Annotated in this window: 11 protein-coding genes and 1 pseudogene; 4 read left to right on the forward strand and 8 right to left on the reverse strand. The window is 69.0% G+C overall.

The window, feature by feature from the left end; all coding sequences use genetic code 11:
- Position 1 precedes the first annotated feature (1 nt).
- The 4 genes and pseudogenes from fahA to AC07DO_RS28105 form a co-directional block, all read left to right on the forward strand.
- Positions 2-1,291 carry a fumarylacetoacetase gene (gene fahA, locus AC07DO_RS28090; protein ID WP_479063493.1) on the forward strand — a complete coding sequence of 430 codons (1,290 nt, stop codon included), beginning with the start codon at positions 2-4 and terminating at the stop codon, positions 1,289-1,291.
- A 235-nt stretch (positions 1,292-1,526) separates the two neighbouring features.
- Entirely contained in the window at positions 1,527-2,315 is a 789-nt protein-coding gene (locus AC07DO_RS28095) for a hypothetical protein (RefSeq protein WP_479063494.1), read from the forward strand.
- Positions 2,312-2,707, forward strand: coding sequence for a GntR family transcriptional regulator (locus AC07DO_RS28100; protein WP_479063495.1), 396 nt, complete (start codon positions 2,312-2,314; stop codon positions 2,705-2,707). Before AC07DO_RS28095 ends, AC07DO_RS28100 begins: the two co-directional genes overlap by 4 nt.
- 125 nt (positions 2,708-2,832) lie before the next feature.
- Positions 2,833-3,198: pseudogene (locus tag AC07DO_RS28105) on the forward strand (Uma2 family endonuclease); the annotation flags it as partial.
- Between the two features lie 94 nt (positions 3,199-3,292).
- On the opposite strand, the gene recQ reads toward AC07DO_RS28105, so the two are convergent.
- The 8 genes from recQ to nuoH form a co-directional block, all read right to left on the reverse strand.
- Positions 3,293-5,278, reverse strand: coding sequence for a DNA helicase RecQ (gene recQ / locus AC07DO_RS28110; protein WP_479063496.1), 1,986 nt, complete (start codon positions 5,276-5,278; stop codon positions 3,293-3,295).
- A 164-nt stretch (positions 5,279-5,442) separates the two neighbouring features.
- The gene (gene nuoN / locus AC07DO_RS28115; protein WP_479063497.1) at positions 5,443-7,092 is read right to left on the reverse strand and encodes an NADH-quinone oxidoreductase subunit NuoN; all 1,650 of its coding nucleotides are present in this window, start codon (positions 7,090-7,092) and stop codon (positions 5,443-5,445) included.
- Positions 7,089-8,660 (reverse strand): NADH-quinone oxidoreductase subunit M, encoded by a 1,572-nt coding sequence (locus AC07DO_RS28120; RefSeq protein WP_479063498.1) that lies wholly within the window; start codon positions 8,658-8,660, stop codon positions 7,089-7,091. Before AC07DO_RS28120 ends, nuoN begins: the two co-directional genes overlap by 4 nt.
- A 5-nt stretch (positions 8,661-8,665) precedes the next feature.
- Positions 8,666-10,612: an NADH-quinone oxidoreductase subunit L gene (gene nuoL, locus AC07DO_RS28125; protein ID WP_479063499.1), complete on the reverse strand. Its 1,947-nt coding sequence runs from the start codon at positions 10,610-10,612 to the stop codon at positions 8,666-8,668.
- Between the two features lie 14 nt (positions 10,613-10,626).
- Positions 10,627-10,926 (reverse strand): NADH-quinone oxidoreductase subunit NuoK, encoded by a 300-nt coding sequence (gene nuoK, locus AC07DO_RS28130; protein ID WP_003974374.1) that lies wholly within the window; start codon positions 10,924-10,926, stop codon positions 10,627-10,629.
- Positions 10,923-11,762, reverse strand: a complete 840-nt coding sequence (locus AC07DO_RS28135) for an NADH-quinone oxidoreductase subunit J (protein WP_479063500.1) — start codon at positions 11,760-11,762, stop codon at positions 10,923-10,925. The genes nuoK and AC07DO_RS28135 overlap by 4 nt, the downstream gene beginning before the upstream one ends.
- Complete coding sequence (gene nuoI / locus AC07DO_RS28140) at positions 11,759-12,418, reverse strand: NADH-quinone oxidoreductase subunit NuoI (protein WP_479063501.1); 660 nt, start codon at positions 12,416-12,418, stop codon at positions 11,759-11,761. Before nuoI ends, AC07DO_RS28135 begins: the two co-directional genes overlap by 4 nt.
- Positions 12,411-13,748, reverse strand: coding sequence for an NADH-quinone oxidoreductase subunit NuoH (nuoH, locus tag AC07DO_RS28145; protein WP_479063654.1), 1,338 nt, complete (start codon positions 13,746-13,748; stop codon positions 12,411-12,413). Before nuoH ends, nuoI begins: the two co-directional genes overlap by 8 nt.
- Positions 13,749-13,754 lie beyond the last annotated feature (6 nt).

Consider the following 13,754-nt stretch of genomic DNA (forward strand, 5'->3'; position numbering starts at 1 on the left):
CATGTCCGAGCAGACCCCGCTCGACCCGGCCGCCGGTGACTCCGCCGACCTTCCCGGAGGAGACCCCTTCGGCCTTCCCGAGGGCGACCCCTTCGGTCCGCACAACCTTCCCTACGGCGTGTTCTCCCTGGCCGGGGAGGCGGACGGCCGACGCAGGGTGGGGGTACGGCTCGGCTCGTACGTCCTGGACGCGGGCGCCGCGGCCGCCGCGCTCGGCTCCCCCTACGTCTCACTCCTGGCCCGGACCACGCTGAACCCGCTGCTCGCCGCGGGCCGCAGGGCCTGGTCCGACGTGCGGCGCGCACTGACGGCGTGGGTGACGGTGCCCGCCCACCGCGATGCCGTACGCCCTCTGCTGCACCCTCTCTCCGAAGTGACCCTGCACCTGCCCTTCGAGGTTGCGGACTACGTCGACTTCTACGCCTCCGAGCACCATGCCTCCAACCTGGGGCAGATGTTCCGGCCGGACGCGCCGACGCCGCTGACCCCCAACTGGAAGCATCTGCCGATCGGTTACCACGGCCGGTCCGGCACGGTCGTCGTGTCCGGTACGGATGTCGTACGCCCGTCGGGGCAGCGCAAGACGCCCGCGGACTCGGCCCCCGTCTTCGGCCCGTCCGTCCGGCTCGACATCGAGGCGGAGGTCGGCTTCGTCGTCGGCGCCTCCTCGGAGCAGGGGACCGCCGTCCCCCTCGCGGACTTCCGGGAGCACGTCTTCGGACTGACCCTCCTCAACGATTGGTCCGCACGGGACATCCAGGCCTGGGAGTACGTCCCGCTGGGGCCGTTCCTCGGCAAGTCGTTCGCCACGTCGGTGTCGGCGTGGATCACCCCGCTGGAAGCGCTGGACTCGGCGCGGATCGCCCCGCCGGAGCGCACGCACCAGCTCCTGCCGTACCTGGACGACTCCGCGGAGTCCGCGGCGGACGAGCCGGGCGGTTACGACCTGCGCATGACGGTCACCCTGAACGGCCAGGTCATCTCGGAGCCGCCGTTCTCCACCGTGTACTGGACGGCCGCGCAGCAGCTGGCGCACATGACGGTCAACGGCGCCTCGCTGCGCACGGGCGACCTGTACGGCTCGGGCACGGTCAGCGGTCCCGAGCCCGGTCAGTTCGGCTCGCTGATCGAGATGACCTGGAACGGCCGCGACCCCCTCGAACTCTCCGACGGCAAACGGACGTTCCTCGAAGACGGCGACGTGGTCACGCTCTCGGCCTGGGCACCGGGACCGAATGGCACGAAGGTCGGACTGGGCGAGGTGACGGGCCGCATCGCGGCGGCGCGCTGAGCTCCACCACGCCGACGCGTATCGACGCCAACGCGTATCGAGCCAACGCGTATCGACGCGAACGCGCATCGAGGCCATCTCGCGGCGACGCCCACCCACACCGACACCGACTTGTACCGACCTCTTGACACAAATCCCCGAGTGAGGTGAACTTGTACTCAGCGCTTGATACAAACGAGCGCTGAGTACAGGTCCGGGCCCGACCACCCGGCACCGTCCACTCGGGGGTTCAGCCATGCACGACACCGACACGACCACCGGCACCCGCACCGCGCCACCGCTCTCATCCCTCCCACCAGAGGCAGCCGCGCGCGCCCGCGCCGATCTGTACGCCCGCTGGGCCGGGCTCGCCGCAGGCGCCGCCGCGGCCTGGGCGGTGACGTCCCGCGACGACGGCCTGGGCGTCGGGATCCTGTACGCCATACCGGTGTTCGGCCTCTGCGCAGTCGCCGGAGTGCTGCTCGGCGACGCCCTCACACCCCCACCGCGCGGCCCGGTCCGCAGCGCCGGCCTCACCCCGCGCAGAGCCCGGGACTACGTACCGCCCCGGACGACCCGTCTGCTCATCGCACAGGCACTGACCCTGATCACTCTTCTCATCGCGGCCGCCTTCACGGCATCGCCCGACGACCAGGGCCGAGCAGGACGCACCCTCTCCACCACCTGCCAGGGCATGACCCAGACCGTCGGCCCCTGGCCCGGCCTCTTCTACGGCGCGCCGGTCCTCGCCTCGCTCTCCCTCGGCACGGCCGCGTGTGCGTGGTCCCTGCGCCGCATCGCCCGCCGCCCCTCGGAGGAACAGCCGCGCCGCGACCGGGCGCTGGCGATCACCGCGGCCTGGGGTCTGCTGGTCTCCACTCCCCTGCTGGGAACCACGACGTTCGCCGCGGGCGCGCTGCTCGGCCTCGACTGCACGGGCGCGTCCGGGTCGGCCTGGATACTGATTCCCGTGGCCCTGTCCGCGGCGTCCACCATGGCGTGGTCCCTGACCACGATCGTCTCGCCCCGGGCGGGCCGCCGATGACGGGCCCGGCCAGAGGCCCCGTCGTCCGGGTCGACACCACGAGCCCCGTCCCGCCCTACGAACAGATCCGGGCCCAGCTCGCCGCCCTCATCACCACGGGCCGCCTCCCCGAGGGCGAACGTCTTCCACCCGTCCGCCAACTCGCCGCCGACCTGGGCCTGGCAGCGGGCACGGTGGCCCGCGCCTACCGCGAGCTGGAAGCGGCCTCCTTGATCCACACCCGCAGAGGCGCCGGCACGAGGGTCGCCCCGCTTCCGGCGGGCACCGCCCCCCCTCCCGACTCGGCGCAACTCGCCGCACTGGCACTGCAGTTCACGGCGGCAGCCCGAGCCCTCGGGGCGGACGACGCGGCCGTCCTGCGGGCGGTGCAGGAGGCGCTGGACCATACGTGACCTCGGCAGACGCACCCGGAACGAGTCAAGGTGCCGACACCCGTTCACATGTACATGCAGACCTCCACCGGTCCCCGCCCGATACGCTGGTTGGACCAGTGAGACTCCACCCCATGGGAGCACTGATGAGCGGCGAACCCGAGGCTTCCGGGCCCACGTGGCCGGTCCTGCCCAAGGGTGATTGGACCGCCGACGACCTGGACCGGCTTCCGAATCTGCCTCCGCACACGGAGCTGATCGACGGGAGCCTTGTCTTCGTGAGTCCGCAAACAATCTTTCATTCACGAGCGGTCAGCTTCTTCGAGCGGCGCCTGGAGGATGCCGCCTCCGCCGGCCTCGAAGTCCTACGCGAATTCACCATCGACATCGACCTGCGGAACAGGCCGGAGCCCGACGTCATCGTCGTGCCCTCCGAGGAGGTCCTCGATCCCGGGCAGACCCGTGTCCCCGCAAAAACCGTAGTGCTGGCCATCGAGGTCGCCTCCCCCGAGCGTCCCCTTCACCATCGACCTCGACCTCGGCCTCACCGCCATCACAGCTCGACGGTCAGCGCCCGAACCCTCGTAGGCAGTCCATCCTGGTGATCTACCAGTCCGGCTCCTCATCCCCCCAGTCCGGCTCCTCCTCGTCGCTGAGCGGCACCTCGGGCCCGGCAGACGCCCCGCCCCCCGAAGCCGCCCCGCCCAAGAACTCCGCGACGACTCCGACCACGCCCTCGCCGTACGTCGCCCGCTTCTTCTCGCCGACTCCGCTGATGCCCGCCAGGTCGCCCACGGACGTGGGACGCAGCGTGGCGATCTCTCGGAGCGTGGCGTCGTGGAAGATCACGTACGCGGGGACGCCCTGTTCCTTCGCCTGAGCCGCGCGCCACGCGCGCAGTGCCTCGAAGAGCGGGACCGCCTCCTGGGGAAGCTCTGCGGCCGCTGCCGTCGACTTCGCCTTGCGGTCGCTCTTGGACGCACGCGCCGTCGGTGCCCGCTTCGGCTCCTTGCGCAGGCGCACCTCGCGCTCGCGGCCGAGGACGGAGCCGCTCGTCTCGGTGAGCACCAGCGTGCCGTACTCACCCTCGACCGCGATCAGGCCCTGCGCCAGCAGCTGACGGATCACACCACGCCATTCGGCCTCCGCCAGCTCCTCTCCGATGCCGAAGACCGAGAGCTGGTCGTGGTCGAACTGGATGATCTTCGCGGTCTTCTTGCCGAGGAGGATGTCGATGATCTGGCCCGCGCCGAACTTCTGGCCGCGCTCGCGCTGCAGACGCACGACCGTGGAGAGGACCTTCTGCGCCGCCACCGTGCCGTCCCAGGTCTCGGGCGGGGTCAGGCAGGTGTCGCAGTTGCCGCAGGTCTGGGCGCCCGCCTCCTGGCCGAAGTAGGTCAGGAGCTGTGCGCGGCGGCACTGGGCGGTCTCGCAGAGCGCCAGCATCGAGTCCAGGTGGGAGGAGGCGCGGCGCCGGAACGCCTCGTCGCCCTCGCCGCCCTGGATCAGCTTCCGCTGCTGCACTACGTCCTGGAGGCCGTACGCCATCCAGGCCGTCGAGGGCAGGCCGTCACGGCCCGCGCGGCCCGTCTCCTGGTAGTACCCCTCGACCGACTTGGGCAGGTCGAGGTGGGCGACGAAGCGGACGTCGGGCTTGTCGATGCCCATGCCGAAGGCGATCGTCGCGCAGACGACGAGCCCGTCCTCCCGCAGGAAGCGGGACTGGTTCGCCGCGCGCGTGCCGGCGTCCAGACCTGCGTGGTACGGGACGGCCTCGATGCCGTTCTTGCAGAGGAATTCGGCGGTCTTCTCCACCGAATTGCGCGACAGGCAGTAGACGATCCCGGCGTCCCCCGCGTGCTCCTCCTTGAGGAAGGCGAGGAGCTGCTTCTTCGGCTCGGCCTTCGGCACGATGCGGTACTGGATGTTGGGCCGGTCGAAGCTCGCCACGAAGTGCCGGGCGTCGGGCATGCCGAGCCGCTGCGTGATCTCCCGGTGCGTGGCGTCGGTGGCCGTCGCGGTCAGGGCGATCCGCGGCACGTCCGGCCAGCGCTCCCCGAGGAGGGAGAGGGCGAGGTAGTCGGGGCGGAAGTCGTGGCCCCACTGCGCGACGCAGTGCGCCTCGTCGATGGCGAAGACGGAGATCTTGGCCCGACCGAGCAGATCGAGGGTCGCGTCCAGACGCAACCGCTCCGGCGCCAGATAGAGCACGTCGAGCTCGCCCGCGAGGAACTCCGCCTCCATCACGCGCCGCTCGTCGAAGTCCTGCGTGGAGTTGATGAACCCGGCGCGCACACCGAGCGCCCGCAGCGCGTCCACCTGGTCCTGCATCAGCGCGATGAGCGGGGAGATCACGACGCCGGTGCCGGGCCTGACCAGGGCCGGGATCTGATAGCAGAGGGATTTGCCGCCGCCGGTCGGCATGAGGACGACGGCGTCCCCGCCGGCCACCACGTGGTCGATGATCGATTCCTGCTCGCCGCGGAAGGCGTCGTACCCGAAGACGCGGTGGAGCGTGCGCAGGGCGTCGCTCTCCGCCACGGTGCCGGTCGCCGCGTCCGGCGCCGGTACCGGCGCCGTCACCTCACTCATGCCTTTGATCCCATCCATCGCCCTGTCCCCCGCCGTACGTCCTGCCTCGACCACTGCCTCCACGATAGGGCTCCCCACCGACACCCCGGACAGTTATCCACAGGCCGCCGCCCGGCACCCCTTCTCGGGATGCCGGGCGGCAGGGTTTGTACGGATGGGCCGGGCTAGCGGACGAAGACTCCCGCCTGGTTCGCCAGGTCCAGGAAGTACTGCGGGGCCACACCGAGCACCAGCGTCACCGCGACGCCCATGCCGATCGCCGTCATCGTCAGCGGCGAGGGCACGGCGACCGTGGGGCCGTCCGCCTTCGGCTCACTGAAGAACATCAGGACGATCACGCGGATGTAGAAGAACGCGGCGATCGCCGACGACAGCACACCGACCACGACCAGCGGGCCTGCGCCGCCCTCCGCCGCCGCCTTGAAGACCGCGAACTTCCCGGCGAACCCGGAGGTCAGCGGAATGCCGGCGAAGGCGAGGAGGAAGACCGCGAAGACCGCGGCCACCAGCGGGGACCTGCGGCCCAGCCCCGCCCACTTGGACAGGTGCGTGGCCTCGCCGCCCGCGTCCCGCACCAGCGTGACGACGGCGAAGGCGCCGATGGTCACGAAGGAGTAGGCAGCCAGGTAGAAGAGGACGGAGGAGATGCCGTCCGGGGTGGTGGCGATGACACCGGCAAGGATGAAGCCGGCGTGCGCGACGGACGAATACGCGAGGAGCCGCTTGATGTCGGTCTGCGTGATCGCGATGATCGCGCCGCCCAGCATCGTGATGACCGCGACGCCCCACATGACCGGCCGCCAGTCCCAGCGCAGCCCGGGAAGGACCACGTAGAGGAGGCGCAGGAGGGCGCCGAAGGCGGCCACCTTCGTCGCCGCCGCCATGAAGCCGGTGACCGGCGTCGGGGCGCCCTGGTACACGTCCGGGGTCCACATGTGGAACGGCACCGCGCCCACCTTGAAGAGCAGCCCCATCACCACCATCGCGACGCCGATCAGGAGCAGCGCGTCGTTGCCCATGGTGTCGGCGAGCGCCGGGTCCACGGTCTTGACGTTGCCCTCGACGACGTCCGCGACCGTCGCGTACGACACGGAACCCGCGTACCCGTAGAGGAGCGCGATGCCGAAGAGCGTGAATGCCGAGGCGAACGCGCCGAGCAGGAAGTACTTGACGGCCGATTCCTGCGACATGAGGCGCTTGCGCCGGGCGAGGGCACACAGCAGGTACAGCGGCAGGGAGAAGACTTCCAGCGCGATGAAGAGCGTCAGGAGGTCGTTGGCCGCGGGGAAGACCAGCATGCCGCCGATGGCGAAGAGCGCCAGCGGGAACACCTCGGTGGTCGCGAATCCGGCCTTGGTGGCGGCCTGTTCGCCCTCACTGCCCGGGACGGACCCGGCCTGCGCCACGAACGAGTCGACGCGGTTGCCGTGCGCCACCGGGTCGAGGCGCCGCTCCGCGAAGGTGAAGATCGCGACGATTCCGGTGAGCAGGATCGTGCCCTGGAGGAAGAGCGCGGGTCCGTCGACCGCGATGGCGCCCATCGCGGCGATCTGCGCCTTGGTGGTGCCGAAGCCGCGGGCCGCGAGCCCGACGACCGCGGCGAAGGCGGCCGCCAGGGAGACCACGGAGAGGAACAGCTGGGCGTAGTAACGGGACTTGCGCGGGACGAAGGCCTCGATGAGCACTCCGATGACGGCCGCGCCGATGACGATCAACGTGGGCGACAGCTGCCCGTACTCGATGGTGGGCGAGTCGATCTTGTCGATCGGTTCGGCCGCCGTTGTCCACAGGCTGTGGACGGCTGTTGCGCTCACTTCGCCGCCTCCACATCGGGCTTGGGGTCTTTCTTCTGTACGTCGGACATCGTGTGCTCGACCGCCGGGTTCACCAGATCGGTGAGCGGCTTCGGGTAGACCCCGAGGCCGATCAGGAGGGCGATCAGCGGAGCGACGACGACCAGTTCACGCACCCGCAGATCGGGCATGGCCGAGACCTCCGCCTTCACGGGTCCCGTCATCGTCCGCTGGTAGAGGACGAGCGTGTACAGCGCGGCCAGCACGATGCCGACGGTCGCGATGATCCCGACCACCGGGTAGCGCGCGAACGCGCCGACCAGGACCAGGAATTCACTGACGAACGGTGCGAGGCCGGGCAGCGAAAGGGTGGCCAGGCCGCCGATCAGGAAGGTGCCTGCGAGCACCGGCGCGACCTTCTGCACCCCTCCGTAGTCGGCGATCAGGCGCGAGCCGCGCCGCGAGATCAGGAAGCCGGCCACCAGCATCAGCGCGGCCGTCGAGATGCCGTGGTTGACCATGTAGAGCGTCGCGCCGGACTGGCCCTGCGAGGTCATCGCGAAGATGCCGAGGATGATGAAGCCGAAGTGCGAGATCGACGCGTACGCCACCAGGCGCTTGATGTCGCGCTGGCCGACCGCGAGCAGCGCTCCGTAGATGATGCTGATCAGTGCGAGGACGAGGACGACCGGCGTCGCCCAGTCGCTGGCCTCCGGGAAGAGGCCGAGGCAGAACCGCAGCATCGCGAACGTGCCGACCTTGTCCACGACCGCGGTGATCAGGACGGCGACCGGGGCGGTGGCTTCCCCCATCGCGTTCGGCAGCCAGGTGTGCAGCGGCCACAGCGGCGCCTTCACCGCGAAGGCGAAGAAGAAGCCGAGGAAGAGCAGCCGTTCCGTGTTGGTCGCCATGTCGAGCGAGCCGTCCGCGCGCGCGGCGGAGATCTCCTGGAGGGAGAAGTTTCCCGCCACTACGTAGAGCCCGATCACGGCGGCCAGCATGATGAGGCCGCCGACGAGGTTGTAGAGGAGGAACTTCACGGCCGCGTACGAGCGCTGCGCCGAGGCGTTCTCGTCCGTGCCCGCGTGGGCGCGGTCTCCGAAGCCGCCGATGAGGAAGTACATCGGGATGAGCATTGCTTCGAAGAAGATGTAGAAGAGGAAGACGTCCGTCGCCTCGAAGGAGATGATCACCATCGCCTCGACGGCCAGGATCAGGGCGAAGAAGCCCTGGGTCGGCCGCCAGCGCGACGACTTGGTCTCCAGGGGATCGGCGTCGTGCCAGCCCGCCAGGATGATGAACGGGATCAGGAGCGCGGTGAGCGCGAGGAGCGCGACGGCGATGCCGTCGACCCCGAGCTCGTACCGCACCCCGAACTCCTTGATCCAGGCGTGCGATTCGGTCAGTTGATAGCGGTCGCCGTCGGGGTCGAACCGTACGAGCACGGTCAGCGCGAGACCGAGCGTGGCGAGCGAGACGAGCAGCGCGAGCCACTTGGCGGCGGTCCGCCGGGCGGCCGGGACGGCTGCCGTGGCGATCGCGCCGACCGCGGGCAGGACCGCCGTCGCTGTCAGCAGGGGAAAGGACATCGGTATCAGACCGCCCTCATCAGCAGGGTCGCGGCGATGAGCACCGCAGCGCCGCCGAACATCGAGACCGCGTAGGAGCGGGCGTAGCCGTTCTGCAGTTTGCGCAGCCGCCCGGAGAGGCCACCGACCGAGGCCGCCGTGCCGTTGACGACGCCGTCGACCAGGGTGTGGTCCACGTAGACCAGGGACCGCGTGAGGTGCTCGCCGCCGCGCACCAGGACGACGTGGTTGAAGTCGTCCTGGAGGAGGTCGCGACGGGCGGCGCGGGTGAGCACCGAGCCGCGCGGGGCGGTGACCGGGACGGGCCTGCGCCCGTACTGCACGTAGGCGAGGGCGACGCCGATGACGAGGACCACCATGGTGGCGCCGGTGACCGTGGTGGCGCTCAGCGGCGAGTCGCCGTGGTCGTGGTGGGTGACCGGCTCGAGCCAGTGCATGAAGCGGTCGCCGATGCTGAAGAAGCCACCCGCGAACACCGACCCGAAGGCGAGCACGATCATCGGGATCGTCATGGACTTCGGGGACTCGTGCGGGTGCGGCTCGTCGTGGGCACCACGGTGCTCCGCGGCCGGCTCGACGTCCGGCTGGTCCGGGGAGGCCGTCGGCCGGTTGCGCCAGCGCTCCTCTCCGAAGAAGGTCATGATCATCACGCGCGTCATGTAGTACGCGGTGATGGCCGCGCCCAGGAGTGCCACCGTGCCGAGGATCCAGCCCTCCGTGCCGCCCTTGGCGAACGCCGCCTCGATGATCTTGTCCTTGGAGAAGAAGCCGGACAGACCGGGGAAGCCGATGATCGCGAGGTAGCCGAGGCCGAAGGTGACGAAGGTGACCGGCATGTACTTCCTGAGGCCGCCGTACTTCCTCATGTCGACCTCGTCGTTCATGCCGTGCATGACCGAACCGGCGCCGAGGAAGAGCCCCGCCTTGAAGAAGCCGTGCGTCACCAGGTGCATGATCGCGAAGACGTAGCCGACGGGGCCGAGGCCGGCGGCCAGGATCATGTACCCGATCTGGGACATCGTCGATCCGGCGAGGGCCTTCTTGATGTCGTCCTTCGCGCAACCGACGATCGCACCGAACAGGAGCGTGACCGCTCCGACGACGGTGACGACGAGCTGCGCGTCCGGCGCGCCGTTGAAGATCGCGCCGGAGCGGACGATCAGGTAGACGCCCGCGGTCACCATCGTCGCGGCGTGGATCAGGGCCGAGACCGGGGTCGGGCCCTCCATCGCGTCGCCGAGCCAGGACTGCAGCGGCACCTGCGCGGACTTGCCGCACGCGGCGAGCAGCAGCATCAGGCCGATGGCGGTGAGCTTGCCCTCCGACGTGTCATTCGTGGCCTCCAGGACGGGCCCGAAGGCGAACGTCCCGAAGGTGGTGAACATCAGCATGATGGCGATGGACAGGCCCACGTCGCCGACCCGGTTGACCAGGAAGGCCTTCTTCGCGGCGGTGGCCGCGCTGGGCTTGTGCTGCCAGAAGCCGATCAGGAGGTACGAGGCGAGGCCGACGCCCTCCCAGCCGACGTACAGGAGCAGGTAGTTGTCGGCGAGGACCAGCAGGAGCATCGCCGCGAGGAACAGGTTCAGGTAGCCGAAGAAGCGGCGGCGCCGCTCGTCGTGCTCCATGTACCCGATCGAGTAGATGTGGATCAGGGTGCCCACGCCGGAGATCAGCAGGACGAACGTCATCGACAGCTGGTCGAGCTGGAAGGCGACGTCCGCCTGGAACCCCTCCACGGGGATCCAGCTGAACAGGTGCTGCGACAGGGAGCGTTCGTCGGCGCCCTTGCCCAGCATGTCCGAGAAGAGCACCACGGCGATGACGAAGGAGGCGGCCGCCAGCAGCGTGCCGAGCCAGTGGCCCGCGCGGTCCAGTGCCCGCCCGCCGCACAGCAGTACGGCCGCTCCGAGCAGTGGCGCCGCGACGAGCAGCGCAATCAAGTTCTCCACGATTCAGCGACCCCTCAGAGCTTCATCAGGCTGGCGTCGTCGACCGAGGCCGAGTGGCGGGAACGGAACAGCGACACGATGATCGCGAGCCCGACCACGACCTCCGCGGCGGCGACGACCATCGTGAAGAACGCGATGATCTGGCCGTCGAGGTTGCCGTGCATCCGGGAGAAGGCCACGAACGCGAGGTTGCAGGCGTTGAGCATGAGCTCGATGCACATGAACACCACGATCGCGTTCCGCCTGATGAGCACGCCGGTCGCGCCGATCGTGAACAACAGGGCGGCGAGGTACAGGTAGTTGACGGGGTTCACTTCGACGCCTCCTCGGTCCGCCCGATGTCGCCGTTCCGCAGGTCGGGCCGCTCCAGACGGTCGGTGGAGCGCTGCTCCAGCGCCCGCAGGTCGTCCAGCGCCTGGTTCGACACGTCACGGATCTGGCCGCGGTCGCGCAGCGTCTTGTTGACCGTGAGCTCCGACGGCGTGCCGTCGGGGAGCAGGCCCGCGATGTCCACGGCGTTGTGCCGTGCGTACACACCCGGGGCGGGCAGCGGCGGCAGGTGCTTGCCGTCGCGTACGCGCTGCTCGGACAGTTCGCGCTGGGTCTTGGCGCGCTCCGTGCGCTCGCGGTGGGTGAGCACCATCGCGCCGACCGTCGCCGTGATGAGCAGGGCGCCGGTGATCTCGAAGGCGAAGACGTACTTGGTGAAGATGAGCCCCGCGAGGCCCTCCACGTTGCCGCCCGCGTTCGCCTTGCCGAGGCCGTTGAACTCCTTCATGGAGGCGTTCCCGATGCCCGCGAAGAGCAGCACCGCGAAGCCGAGTCCGCAGAGGAGTGCGAGCCAGCGCTGTCCCTTGATGGTCTCCTTCAGGGAGTCCGCCGCGGTGACGCCGACGAGCATGACGACGAAGAGGAAGAGCATCATGATCGCGCCGGTGTAGACGACGATCTGGACGATGCCCAGGAAGTACGCGCCGTTGGCCAGGTAGAACACCGCGAGGATGATCATGGTTCCGGCCAGGCAGAGCGCGCTGTGCACAGCCTTCTTCATGAGGATGGTGCACAGGGCGCCGATCACCGCGACCGTGCCGAGCACCCAGAACTGGAAGGCCTCGCCGGTCGAGGTGGAGTAGGCGGCGAGCTGAGTCATCGACCGATCACCTGCTCCGACGCCGGCTCGCTGTCGCCGAAGTCCGAGGCGGCCTCCTGAGGCGTCTCGCCCTTGGAGTAGGCGACCTGGGGCACCGTCCCGGGCGCCGCCTCGGTCACCAGGCCACGGTAGTAGTCCTGCTCGTCCGTGCCGGGGAAGATCGAGTGCGGGCTTTCGACCATGCCCTCCTCAAGACCGGCGAGCAGCTGCTCCTTGGTGTAGATGAGGTTCTCGCGGCTGCTGTCGGCCAACTCGAACTCGTTCGTCATCGTCAACGCGCGCGTGGGGCACGCCTCGATGCACAGGCCGCACAGGATGCAGCGGGCGTAGTTGATCTGGTAGACGCGGCCGTACCGCTCGCCGGGCGAGTACCTTTCCTCGTCCGTGTTGTCCGCGCCCTCCACGTAGATGGCGTCCGCGGGACAGGCCCAGGCGCAGAGCTCACACCCGACGCACTTCTCCAGGCCGTCCGGATGGCGGTTCAGCTGGTGCCTGCCGTGGAAGCGGGGAGCCGTGGTCTTCTGCTGCTCCGGATACTGCTCGGTCAGCCGCTTCTTGAACATGGCCTTGAAGGTCACGCCGAAGCCCGCGACAGGGTTCTGGAACCCCTGCTTCGATTGGTTCGGGTCGTGCGACTCCTGGTTCGACTCAGCCATCGGACGCCTCCTTTCCGTCACTTCGGGTTCCGTCACTTTGAGTATCCGGTCCACCACTGACAATCAACTCCCGCTCCTGGCGCGAGCGTCGGCGCGGCACGGGTGGCAGGCTCTGGCCGGGCAGCGGCGGCACGGGGAATCCGCCCGCCATGGGGTCAAAGGCGACCGGCTTCTCCTCCTCGGCGGCGGCTTCCTTCTCCCTCTTGTCGCGGAAGATGTCGACGACGACGGAGAGCAGCAGCAGCGCGATGACCCCGCCGCCGACGTACAGCGCGATCGAGGTGAATTCGTAGTCCTCGTTCCGCATCGCCCTGACCGTGGCGACCAGCATCAGCCAGACGACGGAGACCGGGATCAGGACCTTCCAGCCGAGCTTCATCAGCTGGTCGTAGCGGACACGGGGCAGCGAGCCGCGCAGCCAGATGAAGAAGAACAGCAGCAGCTGGACCTTGATCACGAACCACAGCATCGGCCACCAGCCGTGGTTCGCGCCCTCCCAGAACGTGCTGATCGGATACGGCGCCCGCCAGCCTCCGAGGAAGAGCGTGGCCGACACCGCCGAGACGGTGACCATGTTGATGTACTCGGCGAGCATGAACATCGCGAACTTGATGGACGAGTACTCGGTGTTGAAGCCGCCGACGAGGTCGCCCTCGGACTCCGGCATGTCGAACGGCGCCCGGTTCGTCTCGCCGATCATCGTGACGATGTAGATGATGAAGGAGACCGGAAGCAGCAGGACGTACCAGCGGTCGGCCTGCGCCTCGACGATCGCCGACGTCGACATCGACCCGGAGTAGAGGAAGACGGAGGCGAAGGCCGCGCCCATCGCGATCTCGTACGAGATCATCTGTGCGCAGGAGCGCAGGCCGCCGAGGAGCGGGTACGTCGATCCCGAGCTCCAGCCCGCGAGGACGATGCCGTAGATGCCGACGGAGGCGACCGCGAGGATGTAGAGCATCGCGATCGGCAGGTCGGTGAGCTGCATCGTGGTGCGGTGGCCGAAGATCGAGACTTCGTTGCCCGCGGGCCCGAACGGGATCACCGCGATCGCCATGAAGGCCGGGATCGCCGCGATGACCGGAGCAAGGACGTAGACCACCTTGTCCGCGCGCTTGACGATCACGTCTTCCTTGAGCATCAGCTTGACGCCGTCCGCGAGGGACTGCAGCAGACCCCAGGGGCCGTTCCTGTTGGGGCCGATGCGCAGCTGCATCCAGGCGACGACCTTGCGCTCCCAGACGATGGCGAGGAGGACCGTCACCATCAGGAACGCGAAGCAGAAGACCGCCTTGAAGACCACCAGCCACCAGGGGTCGCGGCCGAACATGGACAG

Source organism: Streptomyces sp. NPDC045678 (assembly GCF_056432085.1).

Coding starts and splice junctions, on each gene's coding strand:
- fahA (WP_479063493.1), top strand. CDS start 2: ATGTCCGAGCAGACCCCGCTCGACCCGGCCGCCGGTGACTCCGCCGAC.
- AC07DO_RS28095 (WP_479063494.1), top strand. CDS start 1,527: ATGCACGACACCGACACGACCACCGGCACCCGCACCGCGCCACCGCTC.
- AC07DO_RS28100 (WP_479063495.1), top strand. CDS start 2,312: ATGACGGGCCCGGCCAGAGGCCCCGTCGTCCGGGTCGACACCACGAGC.
- recQ (WP_479063496.1), bottom strand. CDS start 5,278: ATGAGTGAGGTGACGGCGCCGGTACCGGCGCCGGACGCGGCGACCGGC.
- AC07DO_RS28120 (WP_479063498.1), bottom strand. CDS start 8,660: ATGTCCTTTCCCCTGCTGACAGCGACGGCGGTCCTGCCCGCGGTCGGC.
- AC07DO_RS28135 (WP_479063500.1), bottom strand. CDS start 11,762: ATGACTCAGCTCGCCGCCTACTCCACCTCGACCGGCGAGGCCTTCCAG.
- nuoI (WP_479063501.1), bottom strand. CDS start 12,418: ATGGCTGAGTCGAACCAGGAGTCGCACGACCCGAACCAATCGAAGCAG.
- nuoH (WP_479063654.1), bottom strand. CDS start 13,748: ATGTTCGGCCGCGACCCCTGGTGGCTGGTGGTCTTCAAGGCGGTCTTC.